General features: G+C 59.5%; 20 protein-coding genes and 1 pseudogene. 19 read left to right on the top strand and 2 right to left on the bottom strand.

Annotation, left to right across the window (positions count from 1 at the left end):
* The first annotated feature begins 127 nt into the window (after window positions 1-127).
* From ACQZ5Y_RS22720 to ACQZ5Y_RS22700, 5 genes and pseudogenes are all read left to right on the top strand, one after another.
* Window positions 128-985 (top strand): LysR family transcriptional regulator, encoded by an 858-nt coding sequence (locus ACQZ5Y_RS22720; protein ID WP_003518061.1) that lies wholly within the window; start codon window positions 128-130, stop codon window positions 983-985.
* Window position 986: 1 nt separating this feature from the next.
* Window positions 987-1,472 (top strand): annotated as a pseudogene (locus ACQZ5Y_RS22715) (aromatic-ring hydroxylase C-terminal domain-containing protein); the annotation flags it as partial.
* 145 nt (window positions 1,473-1,617) lie between these two features.
* Window positions 1,618-2,400 (top strand): pyrroline-5-carboxylate reductase, encoded by a 783-nt coding sequence (locus tag ACQZ5Y_RS22710; RefSeq protein ID WP_112290702.1) that lies wholly within the window; start codon window positions 1,618-1,620, stop codon window positions 2,398-2,400.
* A gap of 43 nt (window positions 2,401-2,443) precedes the next feature.
* A complete protein-coding gene (locus ACQZ5Y_RS22705; protein ID WP_174060193.1) occupies window positions 2,444-3,289 on the top strand; it encodes a PhzF family phenazine biosynthesis protein in 846 nt (281 codons plus the stop codon).
* A 27-nt stretch (window positions 3,290-3,316) separates the two neighbouring features.
* Window positions 3,317-3,913: an NUDIX domain-containing protein gene (locus ACQZ5Y_RS22700; RefSeq protein ID WP_019566599.1), complete on the top strand. Its 597-nt coding sequence runs from the start codon at window positions 3,317-3,319 to the stop codon at window positions 3,911-3,913.
* Window positions 3,914-4,058: 145 nt separating this feature from the next.
* Here the strand turns inward: ACQZ5Y_RS22700 and ACQZ5Y_RS22695 are convergent, their stop codons facing one another.
* The gene (locus tag ACQZ5Y_RS22695; protein ID WP_174060192.1) at window positions 4,059-4,982 is read right to left on the bottom strand and encodes an SMP-30/gluconolactonase/LRE family protein; all 924 of its coding nucleotides are present in this window, start codon (window positions 4,980-4,982) and stop codon (window positions 4,059-4,061) included.
* Window positions 4,983-5,017: 35 nt separating this feature from the next.
* Complete coding sequence (locus ACQZ5Y_RS22690; protein WP_003518055.1) at window positions 5,018-5,731, bottom strand: GntR family transcriptional regulator; 714 nt, start codon at window positions 5,729-5,731, stop codon at window positions 5,018-5,020.
* Window positions 5,732-5,837: 106 nt separating this feature from the next.
* On the opposite strand from ACQZ5Y_RS22690, the gene ACQZ5Y_RS22685 reads away from it, so the two are divergent.
* The 14 genes from ACQZ5Y_RS22685 (at window position 5,838) to arsH (ending at window position 19,564) form a co-directional block, all read left to right on the top strand.
* Complete coding sequence (locus ACQZ5Y_RS22685) at window positions 5,838-6,890, top strand: Gfo/Idh/MocA family protein (RefSeq protein ID WP_013761993.1); 1,053 nt, start codon at window positions 5,838-5,840, stop codon at window positions 6,888-6,890.
* A complete protein-coding gene (locus tag ACQZ5Y_RS22680) occupies window positions 6,883-7,899 on the top strand; it encodes a Gfo/Idh/MocA family protein (RefSeq protein ID WP_019566602.1) in 1,017 nt (338 codons plus the stop codon). Before ACQZ5Y_RS22685 ends, ACQZ5Y_RS22680 begins: the two co-directional genes overlap by 8 nt.
* A complete protein-coding gene (locus ACQZ5Y_RS22675; protein ID WP_112391172.1) occupies window positions 7,896-8,969 on the top strand; it encodes a Gfo/Idh/MocA family protein in 1,074 nt (357 codons plus the stop codon). Before ACQZ5Y_RS22680 ends, ACQZ5Y_RS22675 begins: the two co-directional genes overlap by 4 nt.
* 22 nt (window positions 8,970-8,991) lie before the next feature.
* Window positions 8,992-10,260 carry an ABC transporter substrate-binding protein gene (locus tag ACQZ5Y_RS22670; protein WP_174060191.1) on the top strand — a complete coding sequence of 423 codons (1,269 nt, stop codon included), beginning with the start codon at window positions 8,992-8,994 and terminating at the stop codon, window positions 10,258-10,260.
* A 57-nt stretch (window positions 10,261-10,317) separates the two neighbouring features.
* Entirely contained in the window at window positions 10,318-11,286 is a 969-nt protein-coding gene (locus ACQZ5Y_RS22665; RefSeq protein ID WP_003518048.1) for a carbohydrate ABC transporter permease, read from the top strand.
* Window positions 11,279-12,322 (top strand): carbohydrate ABC transporter permease, encoded by a 1,044-nt coding sequence (locus tag ACQZ5Y_RS22660; protein WP_003518047.1) that lies wholly within the window; start codon window positions 11,279-11,281, stop codon window positions 12,320-12,322. The genes ACQZ5Y_RS22665 and ACQZ5Y_RS22660 overlap by 8 nt, the downstream gene beginning before the upstream one ends.
* Window positions 12,323-12,345: 23 nt before the next feature.
* A complete protein-coding gene (locus ACQZ5Y_RS22655) occupies window positions 12,346-13,425 on the top strand; it encodes an ABC transporter ATP-binding protein (protein WP_025595271.1) in 1,080 nt (359 codons plus the stop codon).
* A gap of 39 nt (window positions 13,426-13,464) precedes the next feature.
* Window positions 13,465-15,189 carry an L-arabinonate dehydratase gene (gene araD / locus ACQZ5Y_RS22650; RefSeq protein WP_003518044.1) on the top strand — a complete coding sequence of 575 codons (1,725 nt, stop codon included), beginning with the start codon at window positions 13,465-13,467 and terminating at the stop codon, window positions 15,187-15,189.
* 16 nt (window positions 15,190-15,205) lie between these two features.
* A complete protein-coding gene (locus tag ACQZ5Y_RS22645; RefSeq protein ID WP_111804757.1) occupies window positions 15,206-16,003 on the top strand; it encodes an NAD-dependent epimerase/dehydratase family protein in 798 nt (265 codons plus the stop codon).
* A gap of 34 nt (window positions 16,004-16,037) precedes the next feature.
* Window positions 16,038-16,757, top strand: a complete 720-nt coding sequence (locus ACQZ5Y_RS22640) for a ribonuclease activity regulator RraA (protein WP_003518042.1) — start codon at window positions 16,038-16,040, stop codon at window positions 16,755-16,757.
* Between the two features lie 261 nt (window positions 16,758-17,018).
* Window positions 17,019-17,375 carry an ArsR/SmtB family transcription factor gene (locus ACQZ5Y_RS22635; RefSeq protein ID WP_003518041.1) on the top strand — a complete coding sequence of 119 codons (357 nt, stop codon included), beginning with the start codon at window positions 17,019-17,021 and terminating at the stop codon, window positions 17,373-17,375.
* Window positions 17,375-18,433 carry an ACR3 family arsenite efflux transporter gene (arsB, locus tag ACQZ5Y_RS22630; RefSeq protein WP_174060190.1) on the top strand — a complete coding sequence of 353 codons (1,059 nt, stop codon included), beginning with the start codon at window positions 17,375-17,377 and terminating at the stop codon, window positions 18,431-18,433. Before ACQZ5Y_RS22635 ends, arsB begins: the two co-directional genes overlap by 1 nt.
* Window positions 18,434-18,435: 2 nt before the next feature.
* Window positions 18,436-18,861, top strand: a complete 426-nt coding sequence (gene arsC / locus ACQZ5Y_RS22625; protein WP_003518039.1) for an arsenate reductase (glutaredoxin) — start codon at window positions 18,436-18,438, stop codon at window positions 18,859-18,861.
* The gene (gene arsH, locus ACQZ5Y_RS22620; protein WP_112392108.1) at window positions 18,836-19,564 is read left to right on the top strand and encodes an arsenical resistance protein ArsH; all 729 of its coding nucleotides are present in this window, start codon (window positions 18,836-18,838) and stop codon (window positions 19,562-19,564) included. Before arsC ends, arsH begins: the two co-directional genes overlap by 26 nt.

Here is a 19,564-nt window from a genome sequence, read left to right as displayed (position 1 = left end):
GGTTCGGACTGAAGCATCAGAAGACATGCACGCTTCGATCCGTGTTTTGCAGAGTCCAAGGCAAATTAGTGAAAGCTTGACCATAACTGAATTGGATGCTTGGATATTTCAGAGACAACAAATTTGGATGATTAAAGTGACCACTCTGGATGTGGATGCCGTTCAGGCTTTCGTCACCATCGCCGATCTGCAGAGCTTCACCCGCGCTGCCGAAACGCTCGGAACCACGCAGGGTGCCATCAGCGTCAAGCTCAAGCGACTGGAAGACCGGCTCGGCCAGCGGCTTCTTGAGCGGACGCCGCGTTCGGTGCGGCTTTCCGCGCAAGGCGCCGTGTTTCTAACACCAGCCCGCGAATTCCTTGCCGCGCACGATCGCGCCATGGCAGGGCTTTTTTCCACGCGCCGACGCTTTGGCCTTGGCATCGCCGCCCATGTTGCCGGGCCGGAAGTGCCAACGCTGCTGGCGCGGCTCAACGCGCACGATCCGGGACTGACGATAGAAGTGCGGATGGACAATTCCCGCACGTTGCTGGATGCCTTCGACCGCGGCGAGATCGATGCTGCAATCATCCGGCGCGAGGATGACAGGCGTGATGGCGAAGTGCTCGGGCCAGAGCATTTCGGCTGGTTCGCAGCCCCGCAATTCGAGCATCGTCAGGGCGAGCCGCTGCGACTGGCAGCGCTTTCGCCCGCCTGCGGTGTACGTGACATCGCCGCTCGTGCTCTTGATTCCGCCGCCATCGCGTGGACGGAAGTCTTTCTTGGCGGCACCTCATCGATGGTGACCGCGGCCGTTTCGGCAGGTCTCGCCATTTCGGCATTCTCCTGCCGCCTGGCGCCACCCGGTACAATCGAGGTCAGCCAGCGTTTCAGCCTCCCGCCGCTGCCTTCCACCGAGATCGTGATGTTCTCGACCCTTACCGACAGCAGATCCCGTGAGGCGCTGCGCACACTGGCCGCCGCTTTCCGGGAGCATCGGCCGTGACTGTGAGCGACACCCAGTGGGTGCACAGGTCCTTGACTGGTCGCGCGCCCAGGTCGCACTGATGCGCCCAAGCCGGAGTACACGGGCGCTGGAAGCCATCATCCGCGATCTCATCGAGACCCGCGACGGCGCGACATATTTCGCCGAGCGCGTATGGGGCATTTCCCTCCGCTACGAGCTAGGCGGCAACGATCCGCTGGTGGGCTGAAGCGTTCCGGACTTCGCACTGGCGGACGGGAGGAGCACCGGCGAACTTCTGAGAGAGGGCAAAGGTCTGCTTTTGAATTTTAGCGTGGACGCATCGCTTGAAGCGCTGGCAGGCCGCTGGAACGGCCGGATTTCCTATGTCGCCGGCAATGCCATCGATCAATTGGGCTTGAGCACAGTCCTGGTGCGCCCCGATGGTATCGTCGCCTGGGCCACGGAGTCTGCTCCGGACAAGGAGAAATTCGCAAGGGCAGCAGCCCGTTGGTTCGGAGAGATTTAACGGGTATGTGAGGTGGCCGATCCGGTTGCCACGCCATTTCTTCGGCAGATATGCCAGCCCCCGGCAATCTAGAGATTGTTTCATTGCCTTCCTGCGTCAGCCGTACCGATGTATCGTTCCTTCCTATCAATGCAATGGAGTCATCATGTCCCTTCCCCAGAAAATCGGCTTTATCGGAACCGGCGCTATCACCGATGCGATGGTGCGGGGGCTCCTCAGCACGCCTGCCGCCGTGCCGCATGTCATGGTATCCCAGCGCAGCGCGGATATCTCGGCCAGGCTTGCCGCCGATTTCCCGCAGGTGATCGTCTCCAGCGACAATCAGGCGATTGTCGACGGCTGCGATACCATCGTTCTGGCCATCCGCCCGCAGATCGCCGAGGACGTCATCCGGCCGCTGCGGTTTCGCGAGGGGCAGAAAGTCATAAGCGTCGCTGCCGCAACCGGTCGACATGCACTGCTTGACTGGATCGGCGTGGATGTGCGCCTGACCCAGGCGATCCCGCTGCCTTTTGTCGCCCGCCGCAAAGGCGTCACGGCCGTTTACCCCTCCGATGCGGATACCGCCGCGATCTTCAACGTGCTCGGCAATGCGGTGGAATGTGAAACAAAGGCGGAATACGACCTTCTCGCCGCCGCAAGCGCCCTGATGGCAACCTATTTCGGCATTCTGCAACAGACGACGGAGTGGTTGGCCGAAAACGGCCTGCCGGAAGAAAAGGGCCGCGCCTATCTTGCACCCCTCTTCGCCGGCCTCTCCGAAGTGGCGCTGCTTGCCGGCAAGGACACGGACTTTACCGATCTCAGCCGCGAATTCGCCACCAAGGGTGGCCTGAACGAGCAGGTTCTTCAGGACTTTGACGGCAATGGCGGTTCGAGCGCATTGAAGCGGGCATTGAGCCGCGTGCTGGAACGGATTACGCAATAGACATTCCGCGCCGACAATCGATCCGAACTGAAAGAACGATGCCATGACCTTTACTATCCATATGATCGATGTATTCGGCTCCGGCCCGCTTTCTGGCAATCCGCTGGCGGTCGTCACGGGTGCAGACACCTTGACCACGGATGACATGCAGCGATTGACGCGGTGGTTCAATCTGTCCGAAACCACGTTTCTGCTGCCGCCCACCCACCCCCAGGCTGATTACCGTGTCCGGATATTCTCACTGGACCGGGAGATGCCTTTTGCCGGACACCCTACGCTCGGCACTTGCCATGCCTGGCTTTCCGAAAACGGCCTGCCCAAAAGCGAAACGGGCATCGTTCAGGAATGCGGTGCCGGTCTGGTCACGATCCGGCACGCGCATGGTCGACTTTCCTTTGCCGCTCCGCCCCTTATCCGTTCAGGCGCGCCGACACCCGCAGAGCTGGAAGAGGCCCGGCTGCTGCTGGGAATAGAGACACGCGACATCGTTGATGCCGCATGGATCGACAATGGCCCCGGCTGGTTGGGGATCAGGCTGGCATCGGCTGAGAAGGTGCTTGCCCTTGAGCCGGTCCGCAGCTGGCCCGGCCGCATTGACGTTGGCGTCGTTGGTCCGCACGCAAATGGCGGCGAAGCCGCCTTCGAGGTTCGCGCCTTCTTCAGCGATCATCTGGGCGCCATCGCCGAGGATCCTGTCACCGGAAGCCTCAATGCCTCGCTGGCGCAATGGCTGTTTGCGACAGGCGTGGTCGCGGAAGACTATGTCGCCGCCCAGGGCACATGTCTTGGCCGTCAAGGCCGCATTTACCTGACCCGCGATGATACCGGCCAGATATGGGTCGGCGGCGAGACACGCACGCAAGTCGAAGGCCGGATGCAAGGCCTTTGAAAAGACAGATAATGACGAGGTGACTTGATGAATAGCAGTGTTTACCGCCCGATTTCGCAACGCGTATTGGCGGATGATTGGGGACGGCTGACCAAATATGAGTATGAACTTCAGCTAAGGGACGGAAGCTGGCAACGGCAGACCCGGGAGGCTTATGATCGCGGCAACGGAGCGACATGCCTGTTGTACAACCCCGCAAACGACCATGTTTTGCTCACCCGCCAGTTCCGTTTGCCGGTTCTCTTGAACGGCGGCCTCGAGTCGCTGATCGAGACTCCGGCGGGGCTGCTGGAAGGCGCTGAACCGGCAGCGCGCATGCGTGCGGAACTGATGGAGGAGACCGGTTATGAGGTTTCCGAACTCACCCATCTGTTCGATATCTATATGAGCCCCGGATCGGTCACCGAATACCTCGCCTTTTTCTACGGCGAATATGCCGAGAACCATAAAGTGGGCACAGGCGGCGGCTCCGCGGACGAGGGAGAAGACATAGACGTGCTGGAAATCGCTCTGCCAGACGCTATGCAGATGATCAGCCGCGGCGATATTCGCGACGCCAAGACCATCATTCTGCTGCAGCACCTCACCATCCGGCTTTTGCAGGAAAAGCACGGAACACGCTGATCTCGACCGCAATATCTACCAATGCGGAAGCGATGCTGATTACGGCCAGACTACAGGATCAACAGGACGAATTTGCCTGACGTAGACTGGCCGAAACCCATCACTTGCGTTGGGCAACAAAGATCAAAGACTTACGATTTGGGCTTCACCTGCCATCCTCAAAACGGAATGCGGGAAAGCCCTTGATGTCGGACGGAATGACCCAAACGCCACCGGAAAGAGGTACCTCGCTCAGCCTGTCTTGCGTCATGTTATGGCGGTGCGATGTCACGAAAAGCGAGCCGAAATCCGGCCCGCCAAAGCAGGGCATCGTTGGATGCGGAACAGGCATCCTTACCGTCCCGATCTGTTGACTGCCGTCTTCCGAGAAAATGTTCAAAACGCCGGCAGAGACACCCGCGCTCCAATATCGGCCGCTTATGTCAATACATCCACCATCGGGCCTTCCGGTCTCTTCCTGCATTTGTGCGACGAGCACACCTTCATCAAATACACCGTTGGTTTTGTCGAAATTCCGCCTGCGTATCCATTTCTGCACGGAATCGCTTTGCCACATGACGGAACCGTCCTGCGAAAAAGCGAGGCCGTTGGGACATGTCAGTCCGGTCTGGATACGTTCGGCCCCATTATTCGTAATACGCCAGAGCTCTCCATGGGGCTGCATCTGCGAGAGCGGGACATTGTGCATGGTACCAACCCAGAAAGCTCCATCCGGACCGACACGTCCGTCATTCAGCCGGCAGGCGATGCCTTCAGGTGCGGGAATGGAATGAAGTGTGCGCCGCGCGCCGCTTTCCGGATTGAGGATGAGTATATCCATCCCGCAAGCGGCAATCAGATCACCGCTCTGACAGAGCCCAAGACTGGAGACGGTTTCCGGGAACGTCCATTCACGATACTGGACGCCGCCCAGCCCAGCTGAACGTAGCTTCTTGCCAAGAATGTCGCACCAGAACAGGACCTGACGTCTTTCGTCCCACACCGGGCTTTCCGCAAGAATGCTGATTTCGTCGCACAGGAGTCCTGCCTGATCGATCGCAGGCGCGTTGTCGAAATTTGCTGTTGTCATTTTCTATCTGAACCGTTGAATTGCGCAGCGTGGCGTTATTCGAAATATTCCTGATGTGCTTCGAAGATCTGCGACAGAATGCCGAGGACGCGGCGGAGATGCTGGCGCAGATAATCCACCGCGCTCTCCTCCTCACGTGCCTTGATTGCATTGTAGACGGCCTCATGCTCCGTCAGCAGTCTGGCCATGTGTGCTTCGTCGGTAATCGCCAGCGCTCGCAAGCGGTCTAGCCCAGCCTTTTCCCGGATCAACAGGGTCTCCAGCCTTTCGAGGCCGGTTGCGGCGGCAAGGGCGCTGTGGAACTGGTCGTCATGGATACGGAAGGCCTTTTTGTCGCCAAGCTCCATCGCCACACGCTGGCCTTCCAGCGCATGCAGGATTTCCTGGTCCGCTTCGGCCGGAATGCCGGTCTGGCAGAGCCTGCGGGCAGCGGCAACCTCCAGCGCCTCACGAATGAACTGCGCGCTGCGGATATTTTTGTCCGACAGTCTGGAGACATAGGTCCCGCGGCTCGGCAGGGTGACGATCAAACCGTCATCTCGCAGCCGGCTCAACGCCTCGCGCACCGGGGTGCGGCTGGAGTTGAAGGACTGGCCAATCTCGTTTTCCGACACGGCCTGGCCCGGAAACAGCTCCCGCGAAAGGATGGCAGATTTCAGCGCCGAATAGATCTGGTCCACAACCGGTCGGTTGAAATCCAGTCGTTCCATCATCGGCACCGTGCCGCCTGTCATCGGGATCTTTGGCATACGCTCTCCAAATGTCTTTCTCTATAACCGGTATACCGGAACACTGGTGTGTTGACAACCGGCATACCGGTATGCAATTGAATGGCCATGGGAAGGAGGCTCCCGAATGCAAAATATCAAGACCTGCGTCATCGTTGGTGCCGGAATGGTAGCGAAGACGCATGTGCTTGCCTGTGCGGCAAGCCCTGAAAAAATCCGCCTGAAAGCGATTGTCGACGGTGGCTCCGGCCGCGCGAAAGCGCTGGCTGCCGAAGCGGCAAAACACACTGGTCACCACGTTGCCGTATACGCGTCAATCGAGGAAGCCGCGCGTGACGGCGATGTCGATTTCGCCATCATCGCAACGCCGCCCAATGCCCGCGCCGATATCGTCGGTCCGCTTGCAAAAGCCGGCAAACACATTCTTCTCGAAAAGCCTGTCGCCCGCAACACGCGGGAAGCGGCCGATCTGGTAGCGCTCTGCCGCGATGCGGGTGTAACGCTCGGTATCATTTTCCAGCACCGCATGCGCGCCGCATCGCAAAAGGCACGCGAACTGGTCGCATCCGGCACGCTCGGCGAACTAGGCCTTTGCGAGATTTCGGTGCCGTGGTGGCGTACCCAGGCCTATTATGATGAGCCGGGACGCGGCACGCTTGCGCGTGACGGCGGCGGCGTTCTGATATCGCAGGCAATCCACACGATCGATCTGGCCCTGAGCCTTGCAGGCCCTGTTGCCCGCGTGCAGGCCATGGCGGCAACGACGCGTTTTCACAAGATGGAAACCGAGGATTACGTATCGGCCGGCCTTCGTTTCAAAAACGGCGCCGTCGGCTCGCTCGTCGCGAGCACCGCAAGCTTTCCCGGTGCGCCTGAATCCATTCTCCTCCATTTCGACAAGGCAAGCCTGCGGCTCGCATCCGGCCTACTGCATGTCGACTGGCGCGACGGCCGCCAGGAAACCTTCGGTGGTGCCGCTTCCGGCACCGGCGGCGGCGCCGATCCCATGGCTTTCACGCATGAATGGCATCAGGGCGTTTTCGACGATTTCGTCGACGCCATTTCTTCAGGGCGCCCGCCGGTCGTCACCGGTGAAGCAGCTCTTTTGTCTCACAGACTGATCGACGCGATCATCAACTCAGCCGAAACCGGCAAGGAAGTGGAACTGCAGGATGAGTAAACCAATCAAGTTCGTGGCTCTCGGCATAGAGCACAGGCACATTTTCGGCATGGCGCAGAACATGCTGGATGCCGGTGCGCAATTTGCGGGCTGGTGGACGCAAGGCGAGCCGGACGTGGTCGAAGGTTTCGTAAAGCGCTTCCCGGACGTGCCGCGTGCTGCCTCCAAGGAGGATTTGCTGGCTGACCAAACCATCGATCTCGTCATCATTGCCGACATTCCGTCCAAGCGTGCCGATCTTGCCATCGCTGCCATGGAAGCGGGCAAGGACGTCATGTCCGACAAGCCGGGCTGCACCACGTTCGACCAGCTTGAGCGCCTGCGCCAGACCGTTGCCAAGACCAAAAGAATCTGGACCGTCGATTTTTCCGAGCGCTTCGAAGTCCCGAGCGTCACGAAAGCCGCCGAGCTGGTTGCACAGGGTGCCATCGGCCGCGTCATCCAGACGGTTGGCCTTGGTCCGCACCGCCTGAACCGACAAATTCGCCCGACATGGTTCTTCGAACGCGAGGCCTATGGCGGCATTCTCACCGATATTGCCAGCCACCAGATCGACCAGTTCATGTTCTTTACGGGCTCCACCGAAGTTGAGATCGTATCTGCCACCGTTGCCAATTACGCCAACCCGGGCGATCCGGGCCTGCAGGATTTCGGCGAAGTCGTGCTGCGCGGCGACAAGGGCCATGGGTATATCCGCGTCGACTGGTACACACCCGATGCACTGCCGACATGGGGTGATGGCCGCCTGACGATCCTCGGTACCGAAGGTTACATCGAACTGCGCAAATACGTCGATGTCGGCAACACCGAGGGCACAGACCGTCTGATCCTCGTCAATGGCGACCGTTGCGAATATATCGACGCATCCGGTGCCGGCCTGCCCTACTTCGCCCGTGTATGCGACGATATCCGCAACCGCACGGAAACTGCCATGACGCAGGAACACGTCTTCAAGGTTTGTGACCTCTCGCTTCAGGCGCAGGCCAAGGCTGAAGGAACCGCAGCATGATCGGCGTCGCCATTATCGGCGCCGGTATCGGCGCACAGCATCTCACCGGTTATCTGGCGCTGCCGGAACGTTTCACCGTCAAGGCGATCTGCGATCTTGATGTGGAGCGGGCACGGGCGGTGGCTGGCGAAAATTCTTCCATCCGCATCACGGCGGATCTCGAAGAAGTCCTCGCCGATGAAAGCATTTCGCTCATAGACGTCTGCCTGCCGCCGCATCTGCATTTCCCCGTAATGCTTAAGGCCCACGCGGCCGGCAAGGACGTGGTCTGCGAAAAGCCGCTGGTGCGTTCGCTGGAGGAAGCAAATGCGCTGATGGACTCTGTCAAGAAGACCGGACGGCGCGTCTTTCCGGTTTTCCAGTATCGTTTTGGTCCCGCCCTACGGCAGCTGCGCGCCCTCATCGACGCCGGACTTGCTGGCAAAGCCTATGTGGCAAGCTCGGAAGTTCACTGGAACCGTGGCGCGAGCTACTACGACATTCCCTGGCGCGGCACCTGGAGGGGTGAATGCGGCGGCGCGATCCTCGGTCACGCCATCCATGCCCACGACCTTCTGTGCCATGTCCTAGGTCCGGTGGAACAGGTCTTCGCCATGGCCGACACCCGGGTGAACAGGATCGAGACGGAAGACTGCGCCGCCATCAGCTTCCGCATGAAGAGCGGCGCGCTCGCCACCAGCTCGGTCACGCTTGGTGCAGCCGACGACACGTCCCGTCTGCGGTTCTGCTTCGAAGGCTTCACGGCCGAAAGCGGAACGCTGCCCTATCGTCCGGCGGAAGATAAATGGCACTTTACGGCGCGGGCGCCGACCACGCAGGACCAGATCGACGCCGTTCTCGCAACGGTTAAAGATGGCGAAAACGGCTTTACCGGTTTTGTCGAGGCGATTGCCAATGCGATGGAGGGTCGCGCGGGCAAGGAAGTGACGATTACGGACGGCTTGCAGTCCATCGAACTCGTAACCGCAATCTACACATCGGTACAGGAAGGCACGGCCGTTCGCCTGCCGCTGACCGCTGACAATGAGCGGCTCAAGGGTTGGGCTCCGCGCGCGTCCGCCACGGCATAATCATCTAAAGGGAGGAAACCAGATGAGCAGAAAATACAGCCTGGCGTTTGCCTTGGCCCTCGGGACGGCATTTTTTGCCGGTGCCGCTGAGGCACAGGAAGTTCGCTTCACCTGCGCCTATGACGGCAACGGCTGCGAAGTCCTGAAGGACATCCTGTCGCGTTACGAAAAACAGCATCCTGACGTCAAGATCGTTACGGATATCGTGCCCTACAAGGCGCTTCTCGAAGGCCTGCCGGTGCAGCTCGCCGGCGGCAGCGGCCCGGATTTCGCAACCGTCACCGATCTTGGCGGCCTCAATCGCTATTATCTCGACCTGACGCCCTACGTGGATGCGAAGTACTGGCAGGACAATTTCGGCGATGTGCTGAAATGGTATCGTAGCGGCCCCGACGACAAGGGCATCTATGGTATGCAGACGCAGCTTACCATTACCGGCGCCTTCATCAACCGCACCTTGTTCGATCAGGCGAAAGTCGCCGTTCCCGGCAAGGATGCGACTTTTGACGACTGGGCGAAGGCAGCAAATGAAGTGGCCAAGGCCACCGGCTCGCCATACCCCATGGCGATCGACCGCTCCGGTCACCGTATCGCCGGTCCGGCTATTTCCTACGGTGCGAAACTTTTCGACGCCGACGGCAAGCCGATCCTGGTCGACGAGGGCTTCACCACTTTCGTGAAGAAATTCGTCGAGTGGAACAAGGACGGCACCATGGCGCGTGACGTCTGGGCCGGTCAGGGTGGCAACACCTACCGCGATGCGGCGCAGGAATTCATCAACGGTCAGCTCGTCTATTATTATTCCGGCAGCTGGCAGACAGCGCGCTTCGACAGTCAGGTCGGCGATGCTTTCGACTGGGAAGTCGTGTCGCAGCCATGCGGACCGGCCGCATGCACCGGCATGCCAGGCGGAACGGGTATCGTGGGCTTCAAGCAGACCAAGAACCCCAAGATCGTCGCGGATATTCTGAACTTCCTCGCGCAGGACGAAAATTACCTCGATTTCACCGTCCGTACCCGCAACGTCCCGGCTCACAAGGCCGTCGGCGCAAAGCCTATCGACTACACCGGCGCAACCCCGGCGACCCAGAAGGCCATGAACGCGTGGCTGGATCAGGTCCCTGGTATCAGCCCCATCGCCTACGCCTATCAGGGCTACAAGAACAACCGTGCGATGTTCAACATTTCCGTCCAGCGCGTCACGCAGGCGATTGTTGGCGAAAGCACGGTCGACGACGCCATGACACGTGCGAAGGCCGATCTTGAGGAAGCGTTGAAACAGGCGAAGTGATCCATCGCCTTCCGGCGCGGCCTTGCCGCGCCGCGCCGGATCGAAGGAGGACCATCAATGTACAGACTTCTTGCGCCCGTCATGGGCATCATAGAGCTGCCTTTCGCCCTCTTGCAGAAAATGCTCGGGCATCGGCGCATCGCATGGGTGTTTCTGACACCCAACCTCCTGTTGTTTGCGGTCTTCGCGTTTTTGCCGATCGTTCTCAACATGGCTTATTCAGTGACAGGCAGCGAGCATATCCTGCTGTCGGAACGCCCCTCCGTGGGCGGCGAAAACTTCTCGGTCCTTCTCTCGTGCCAGAACTATTTCGATCCCAATTCCTGTCAGCGCGATCTTTTCTGGCGCTCCGTCTGGAACACGCTTTTCTTCGTGGTGCTGCAGGTCGGGTTCATGGTGGGCTTCTCTCTGATTACGGCGGTCGTGCTCAACCGTGACATCAGGGCACGCGGTTTCTTCCGCGCCGTCTTCTTCTTTCCCGTGCTGCTTTCACCGGTGGTCGTGGCGCTGATATGGAAGTGGATATTGCAGCGTTTCGGCGTCCTGAACGCTGCGCTCGATTCCCTCGGTATCGGTTCGGTGGACTGGCTGCTGGAGGCCAACCTTGCCTTTGGATGGTCGGTATTCCTGTCCGTCTGGGCGCATATGGGCTTCTACACGCTCATCCTGCTTGCCGGTCTTCAGGCCATTCCGCGTGACGTCTATGAGGCGGCACAGCTGGACAAGGCAAGCCCGTGGCGGATTTTCCGCCGGATCACAATGCCGCTTCTCGCCCCGACCATGCTCGTGGTTCTCGTATTGTCCCTCATCAAGGGCGTACAGACCTTCGATGAAGTCTTCGCATTTACCGGCGGTGGGCCGGGTTCGGCAACGACCTTCATCATTCAATTCATCTATCAGACTGGTTTTGCCGGAACACCCCGCAACTTCGGACTGGCCGCGGCCGCTTCGCTGCTGCTTGCCGTGGTTCTCGTGGTGCTGACTGCCCTGCAATTCCGGGCCAACAGGAGCAAAGTCGATGGCTAGGATTGGCGCATTTCTAACCCGCACACGCGGCAGAAACGGCAAATTGCACTGGACCGACTGGCTGTCCTACGCCTATCTCGGCGTTGCCGTTCTGATGATGTTCGGACCCGTTCTCTGGCTCGTTCTCTCCTCCTTCAAGACGGAAGCCGACCTCCAGCGGTTTCCGCCGCGCCTGCTTCCCTATGCGCAGGAAACCGTGGTCATTGACGGTCAGGCCGCACCTTTGCCGGCCTTTGTCGACAAGGAAGGCCGCAAGCTCGGCATGATCAGGCGCGTCGGGCTCGTCGCCCAGGTGGTGGATCCGGCAAAGCCCGGCGAAGTCATGAAGATGCCGTTCAACGAGCTGCGCCCGGCCGAGAAGGTGGCACTGGCGACGGAGAACTACACCGAGCTTTTCCAGCGCTTCAACTTTCCGCTTTATTTCTGGAACTCGACCTTCATAACGGTGACGTCGACCGTCATCATGCTGATCGTGAACTCGATGGCGGCCTTTGCACTGTCGAAATACAGCTTCAAGGGCAGAGGCGTGGTTCTGGCACTCGTCGTCGGAACGTTGATGATCCCGCAGACCGTCGTGCTCGTTCCTCTTTTTCTCATCACCAGCCAGCTCGGCATGATCAACAGCCTGTGGGGTGTGATCATTCCAGGAGCGGCCACACCGACAGGCGTATTTCTGCTGCGCCAGTACATGCTGACCATCCCGGATGAAATCCTAGATGCGGCACGCATGGACAAGGCCAGCGAATGGAAAATCTACTGGCGCATCATCCTGCCACTGTCTGCACCGGCGCTAGCGGTGCTGGCCATCCTCGCCATCATGTGGCGTTGGAACGACTTCCTGTGGCCGCTTATCGTGCTGACGCGCAACGACAATTTCACCCTGCAACTGGCGCTCAACTCCTTCCAGGGAGAAATGACGACAGAGTGGAGCAACCTGCTGGCCATGACGGTGCTGACATTGGCGCCAATCGCGCTGGTCTTCATGTTCCTGCAAAAATATATCGCCACCGGCATCGCATCGACCGGCGGAAAATGATCCTCAAGGGAGGGAATGACACAATGGCAAGTATAGAGCTTCGTCAGGTCAAAAAAACATATGGCGCCCTCGACGTCATCAAGGGTATCGATCTCGATATCAAGCACGGTGAGTTCTGTGTTTTCGTCGGCCCGTCCGGTTGCGGAAAATCGACGCTGCTGCGCATGATCTCCGGTCTTGAAGAGCTGAGCGGCGGCGATATCGTCATCGGCGGCGACGTGGTGAACGCGGTTCCGGCTGCCGATCGCGGGCTTGCCATGGTGTTCCAGTCCTATGCGCTCTACCCGCATATGACGGTCCGGGAAAACCTGTCCTTCGGCCTGGAAAATATCGGCACGCCGAAAAAAGACATCGTCGAGAAGGTCTCACAGGTGTCCAAGATGCTGCAGATCGACCAGCTGCTTGAGCGGCGGCCGAAGGATCTGTCGGGCGGCCAGCGACAGCGCGTCGCGATCGGTCGCGCTGTCGTGCGCGAACCGCGGGTTTTCCTGTTTGACGAGCCGCTGTCGAACCTCGATGCGGAACTGCGCGTGGATATGCGCGGCGAGATCTCCAGCCTGCATCGGCGTCTTGGCAATACCATGATCTATGTGACCCACGATCAGGTCGAGGCCATGACGATGGCCGACAAGATTGCCGTGCTGCGCGCCGGAAAGCTCGAGCAGTTCGGCGTTCCCCTCGATCTTTATAATCGCCCCGCAAACCTTTTCGTAGCAGGCTTCATCGGTTCGCCGAAGATGAACTTCTTCGCCGGCGAAGTAGTAGCAGACGGTCAGCCGTCCCTTAAAATCGCGACCGGCGAATTGATCCCGTTGCCGCAGAGCGGCTTTTCCTACGCACCCGGCCAGAAGGTCACGCTCGGCATTCGCCCCAACCATGTGCAGCCCACACCGGATGGTGCGGTGACCATGTCCGTGCGCACGGCAGAGCAGCTCGGCGGGGAATCCTATCTCTATGGCAACCTCGGTGACGGCAGCCACGTCACCCTGCATCTTGCGGGGCAGACATCGACATCGGCTGGCGAAGTCATCCGCATGTCGGCGCCGCTCCAACATATCCACCTCTTCGATACGAAAAGCGGGCAGACGCTGAAGCAGGACTAAGCCTTCGTCGCCACGCCCCCGTAAAGCAGGACCTTTGACATGACCGACAAAAAACTCCGTTCCTCCCGCTGGTTCGCGCCTGACGATCTGCGCAGTTTCGGCCACCGCTCACGCATGATGCAGCTTGGCTATTCGGAGGAGGATTTTGCCGGCAAACCCGTCATCGGCATTCTCAACACCTGGTCGGAGCTGAATACCTGTCACTCGCATTTTCCCGAACGTGTGAAGGATGTGAAGCGCGGCGTCCTACAGGCAGGTGGCTTCCCGGTCGAGATGCCCTCGCTTTCGGTCGATGAGAGTTTCACCAAGCCAACCTCCATGCTCTATCGCAACATGCTCGCCATGGAGACGGAGGAAATGATTCGTTCGCATCCGCTGGATGGCGTGGTGCTGATGGGTGGTTGCGACAAGACCACCCCCGGCCTCGTCATGGGAGCGATCTCGGCCGGCGTGCCGATGATCTATCTTCCGGCCGGGCCGATGCTGCGCGGCAACTATGCCGGCAAGGTGCTGGGCTCCGGCTCCGATGCCTGGAAATACTGGGACGAGCGCCGGGCCGGTAACGTGACCGATGAAGAATGGCGCGGCGTGCAGGGCGGCATTGCCCGCTCCGCCGGCGTCTGCATGACCATGGGTACGGCATCGACCATGACGGCAATCACCGATGCGCTTGGTCTCACTTTGCCCGGCGCTTCGTCCATCCCGGCGGTGGACGCCGAACACCAGCGCATGTCGGCAGGCTGTGGCCGTCGCATTGTGGAAATGGTGGCCGAGGAGCTGACCCCGGATCGTATTCTCACTGCGCCCGCGTTTCGGAATGCGGCCATCGTTGCCATGGCGACCGGTTGTTCCACCAATGCCGTCGTGCATCTGATTGCCATGGCGCGACGCGCTGGTGTGCCGATGACGCTGGACGAGCTGGACGAACTCGGCCGCGTGACGCCGCTTATCGCCAATGTCCGCCCCTCCGGCAAAGATTACCTGATGGAGGATTTTTATTATGCGGGCGGTCTGCGAGCCCTGATGAAGCAGATCGAAAGCCGTCTGGACTGTTCCGTGCTCACCGTCACCGGCCGCAGCATGGGCGAAAACCTCGAAGGCGCGCGGGTCTATAATGACGACGTCATCCGCTCGCTGGATAACCCTGTTTACGCCGAAGGATCGCTTGCCGTTCTACGCGGCAATCTCTGCCCGGATGGTGCTGTGATCAAGCCCGCCGCCTGCGATCCGAAACTCCATTTCCATGAAGGTCCGGCGCTGGTCTTCGATAGCTACCCTGAGATGAAGGCGGCTATCGACGATGAAAATCTGGATGTGACGCCCGATCACGTTCTGGTTCTGCGTAATGCCGGCCCGCTTGGCGGCCCAGGCTTTCCCGAATGGGGCATGTTGCCCATCCCCAAGGCGCTGATCAAGAAGGGTCACCGCGATATGGTGCGCATCTCCGATGCCCGCATGTCCGGCACCTCCTATGGCGCCTGCGTTCTTCATGTCGCGCCGGAAAGCTTCGTCGGCGGGCCGCTTGCCCTGCTGAAGACCGGCGATATCGTGCGGCTCGATCTGCCCCAGCGCCGTCTCGACATGCTGGTCAGCGAAGAGGAGATCGCCCAGCGTCGGGCCGCATGGCAGGCGCCGCCGCCGCGTTACGAGCGTGGTTATGGCTACATCTTCTCGAAACACGTTACCCAGGCGGATGCCGGATGCGATTTCGATTTCCTGCAGACGGATTTCGGCCGCACCGCTGGCGAACCCGACATATTCTGAGACGGGAGCGCGCAAAATGATGAAACGTTTGCTGATTACGGGCGCCGGCGGCAAGCTGGGCAGCATGTTGCGCGGCAGGCTCGGCCATCTCGCGGAGATCATCCGCCTTTCGGATGTGGTTGATATGGGTGCGGCGGCAGCGAATGAAGAGATCATCCGCTGCTCTCTGGAGGACGGTGGCGCCGTCCATACGCTGGTCAAGGATTGCGACGGCATCGTCCATCTCGGCGGCATCTCCGTCGAAAAGGCTTACGATCCCATCGAGGCCGCCAATCTGCGCGGTGTCTATAATCTTTACGAGGCAGCAAGGCTTGCTGGCATGCCACGCATCCTGTTTGCCTCCAGCAACCACACCATCGGATATTATCCGCAGGGTGAGCAGCTATCGCCGCAGACACCGTTTTTGCCGGATGGCCTTTACGGCGTCTCGAAGATTTTCGGCGAGGCAATGGCGAGCCTCTACCATTCCAAATTCGGACAGGAAACGGCCATCGTCCGCATTGGCTCCTGCGAAGAGAAGCCCACCAACTGGCGCATGTTATCCACCTGGCTCAGCCATGACGATCTGGTCTCCCTGGTAGAGGCCGTATTTCACGCGCCAAAACTCGGTTGCCCGGTCATCTGGGGCGTCTCTGCCAATGACGACAGCTGGTGGGATAATTCCCACGTCGATTTTCTCGGCTGGCAGCGGCGGGATAATGCCGCACGCTTCCGGGCCGATATCGAACGGGATGTCCCTCGCCCTGATCCGGATGCCGCAATCGCGAAATACCAGGGCGGCGTTTTCATAGACGAACCGATCCACAAAAACTGATGTGCAGACACTCACGCTATTCGAGGAGAATAAGATGAATACAGAAACCAGGGAAAAATTGATGACGGTTTCCGTCGCCACCCTCGCAACCGCACTCTACAAGCGCGGCCTGCGCAACCAGGTCATTCAGGGCGTCCACCCGCTTGGCCACAAGGGCGCGAACATGGTCGGGCCTGCATTCACGCTGCGTTACATGCCCGCCCGCGAAGACCGCAACCAGCTGGTGGAATTCCGCAACCCCGCACATCCCCAGCGCGTCGCCATTGAGACCTGCCCGCCCGGCCACGTACTGGTCATGGACAGCCGCAAAGACCCGAGCGCCGCATCCGCTGGTGATATTCTTATCACCCGCCTGATGGTGCGCGGTGCTGCCGGCGTCGTTACGGATGGCGGTTTCCGCGATGCTGCGACGATTGCGGAGCTGGATATTCCAGCCTACCACACCCGACCATCCAGCCCTACCAACCTCACCAAACACGAAGCAATTGAAATCAACGGCCCGATCGGCTGCGGCGATGCCCCGATTTTCCCCGGGGATATCATTGTCGGTGATGCGGATTGCGTCATCGTCATCCCCGCCGGAATTGCCGACGAAATCGCGACAGAAGCGGTGGAAATGACCGCTTACGAGGATTTCGTGGTCGAACAGGTGAAGGGCGGCGCAACCATCATCGGTCTTTATCCCTGCACGAAGGACGAACACCAGAAAGCTTTCGCCGTATGGCGCGAACAGAGAGACCGTTCGGGCGCGTGAGCCGAACAGAACGCTTGCCGGTTTCGTCCGCAATGCATTGAAGCAAGCCTGCATGGGTGGCGTCCCACTCATGCAGGCGGACTCGCATGTACAATAATACCAAGTCGCCGAAGCGACTGGGCCGACGATTTTCCCGCACTAAAAACCGGCCCGAAATTGGTTTCTGTCGATATTCGTAAAATGATCCCCTGGAGTTTGTGGTGTGTGGTAACACCCGCAAAAACACATTGACTATGCCTATATTTCCATTAATCTGGATATATGGAACAAGAACAGGCTATTCTCGCTTTGGCGGCGCTTGCCCAGCCAACCCGTCTCGAAACTTTTCGGCTTCTGGTGCGGCACGCACCGGAAGGCTTGCCGGCGGGTGACATCGCGCGCGCGCTGGTGGTGCCGCAAAACACCATGTCCGCGCATCTGAATGTTCTGTCACGCGCGGGCCTCGTATCATCGCAACGCCAGAGCAGAATCATCATGTATCGCGCGCAGATAGAACAGCTTCGCGACATGACGCTGTTTCTCCTGAAAGATTGTTGTGGTGGATCGGCAGAGCTTTGCGCTCCGCTGATCGCCGAGTTGACGCCCTGCTGCACTCCACACGCGGGAAAGTCCGCCTGATGTCCACATTTGCACGTTACCTAACCGTCTGGGTGTTTCTGTGCATCATCGTCGGTGTCGCCCTCGGCCATTTGCTGCCCGGCGTCTTCCAGCTCATTGGCGCGGCCGAGATTGCCAAGGTGAATATCCCGGTCGCAATCCTGATCTGGCTGATGATCATTCCGATGCTGCTGAAGATCGATTTCCGCTCTCTCACGCAGGTCGGCACCTACTGGCGGGGTATCGGCGTCACGCTGTTCATCAACTGGGCCGTCAAGCCGTTCTCGATGGCGCTGTTGGGCTGGCTCTTCATCGGCTGGCTGTTCCGCCCCTATCTTCCCGCTGACCAGATCGACTCCTATATCGCGGGACTGATCATTCTTGCCGCAGCGCCCTGCACTGCAATGGTCTTTGTGTGGTCTAACCTGACACGCGGCGAACCACTGTTCACGCTCTCGCAGGTCGCACTCAACGATGCGATCATGGTCATCGCCTTTGCTCCCATTGTCGGCCTTTTGCTTGGCCTGTCCGCAATCACCGTTCCATGGGACACGCTCGTCCTCTCCGTTGCCCTCTATATCGTCGTGCCCGTCTTCCTCGCGCAGTTCATCCGGCACCGGCTCATGGCGGACGGAACGTCACGGATGCTCGATCGCATTCTCGCAAGGCTGCAGCCGATTTCGCTGGTAGCGCTGCTTGCAACACTGGTTCTTCTCTTCGCCTTCCAGGGCGAGCAGATTATCGCCCAACCAGCCGTCATCGGCTTGCTTGCAATCCCCATCCTTATCCAGGTCTATCTGAACTCCGGGCTCGCCTATCTTCTGAACCGGATGAGCGGCGAACGGCACTGCATTGCCGGTCCGTCGGCACTGATCGGTGCAAGCAATTTCTTCGAACTCGCGGTTGCGGCCGCTATTAGCCTGTTCGGTTTTCAATCAGGCGCAGCACTGGCAACCGTCGTCGGTGTCCTCATCGAGGTTCCAGTCATGCTCTCGGTCGTCTGGATCGTGAACCGCTCGAAGGATTGGTACGAGGCGGCCCCAGCCGTTTCTCGAAACACAATTACCGAAAGGCAATGAGCATGGACGTCACCATCTATCACAACCCGGATTGCGGCACTTCGCGCAACACCCTCGCACTCATTGAGCACGCCGGTATTCAACCCACTGTGATCGAGTATCTGAAAACCCCGCCGAGCCGCGAGCAACTCGTCAAGATGATCGCCGACGCCGGGCTGACCGTCCGCGAGGCGATCCGCGAGAAGGGCACGCCCTATACGGTGCTTGGGCTTGGATATCCTGAACTGACCGATGACCAGTTGATCGATGCCATGCTCGAGACACCAATCCTGATCAACCGGCCATTCGTCATCACCCCAATGGGTACGCGGTTGTCGCGCCCCTCGGAAGTGGTTCTGGATATACTTCCGGCAGACGCATTCAAGGGGCCGTTTACCAAAGAAGACGGCGAACAGGTCCTCGATGATGAAGGAAAGCGCATTGCCTGACACATTCCCCGCACTTGAGGGCCAGCACCTGCACGCGATTGATCTCGATGCTCTGCGTCCGGCCTTTTCGACACATAAGCCCCGCATTCTGATCCTCTACGGTTCGCTACGCGAGGTATCCTATAGTCGTTTGCTTGCCTTCGAAGCAGGGCGGCTGCTCGAACGGCTTGGATGCGAAGTTCGGATATTCGATCCGAAGGGCCTGCCTTTGCCCGACGAAGCACCGGTGAGCCACCCGAAGGTGCAGGAATTGCGTGAGCTCTCGCAATGGTCGGAAGGGCAGGTTTGGGTAAGCCCCGAGCGCCACGGCGCGATGACCGGCATCATGAAGTCGCAGATCGACTGGATTCCTCTCTCGCTCGGATCTGTTCGCCCGACACAGGGCAAGACGCTCGCCGTCATGGAGGTTTCCGGCGGCAGCCAGTCCTTCAATGCTGTGAACCAGATGCGTATCCTCGGGCGATGGATGCGGATGATCACCATCCCCAACCAGTCGTCGGTCGCAAGGGCGTATCAGGAGTTCGATGCTAGCGGACGGATGAAGCCGTCTCCCTATTACGACCGGGTGGTGGATGTCTGCGAGGAGCTGGTGAAGTTCACCATCATGACCCGCGATGCCTCGGCCTATTTGACCGACCGCTTCAGCGAGCGGAAGGAAGAAGCGGTCGAGTTGGAGAAGCGGGTCTCCCTGAAGTCGATCTGA

The sequence above is a fragment of the Agrobacterium sp. A3-95 genome (genome assembly GCF_053521785.1).
The sequence above is the reverse complement of the archived record's forward strand: the minus strand, read 5'-3'. Positions and strand labels throughout refer to the sequence as shown.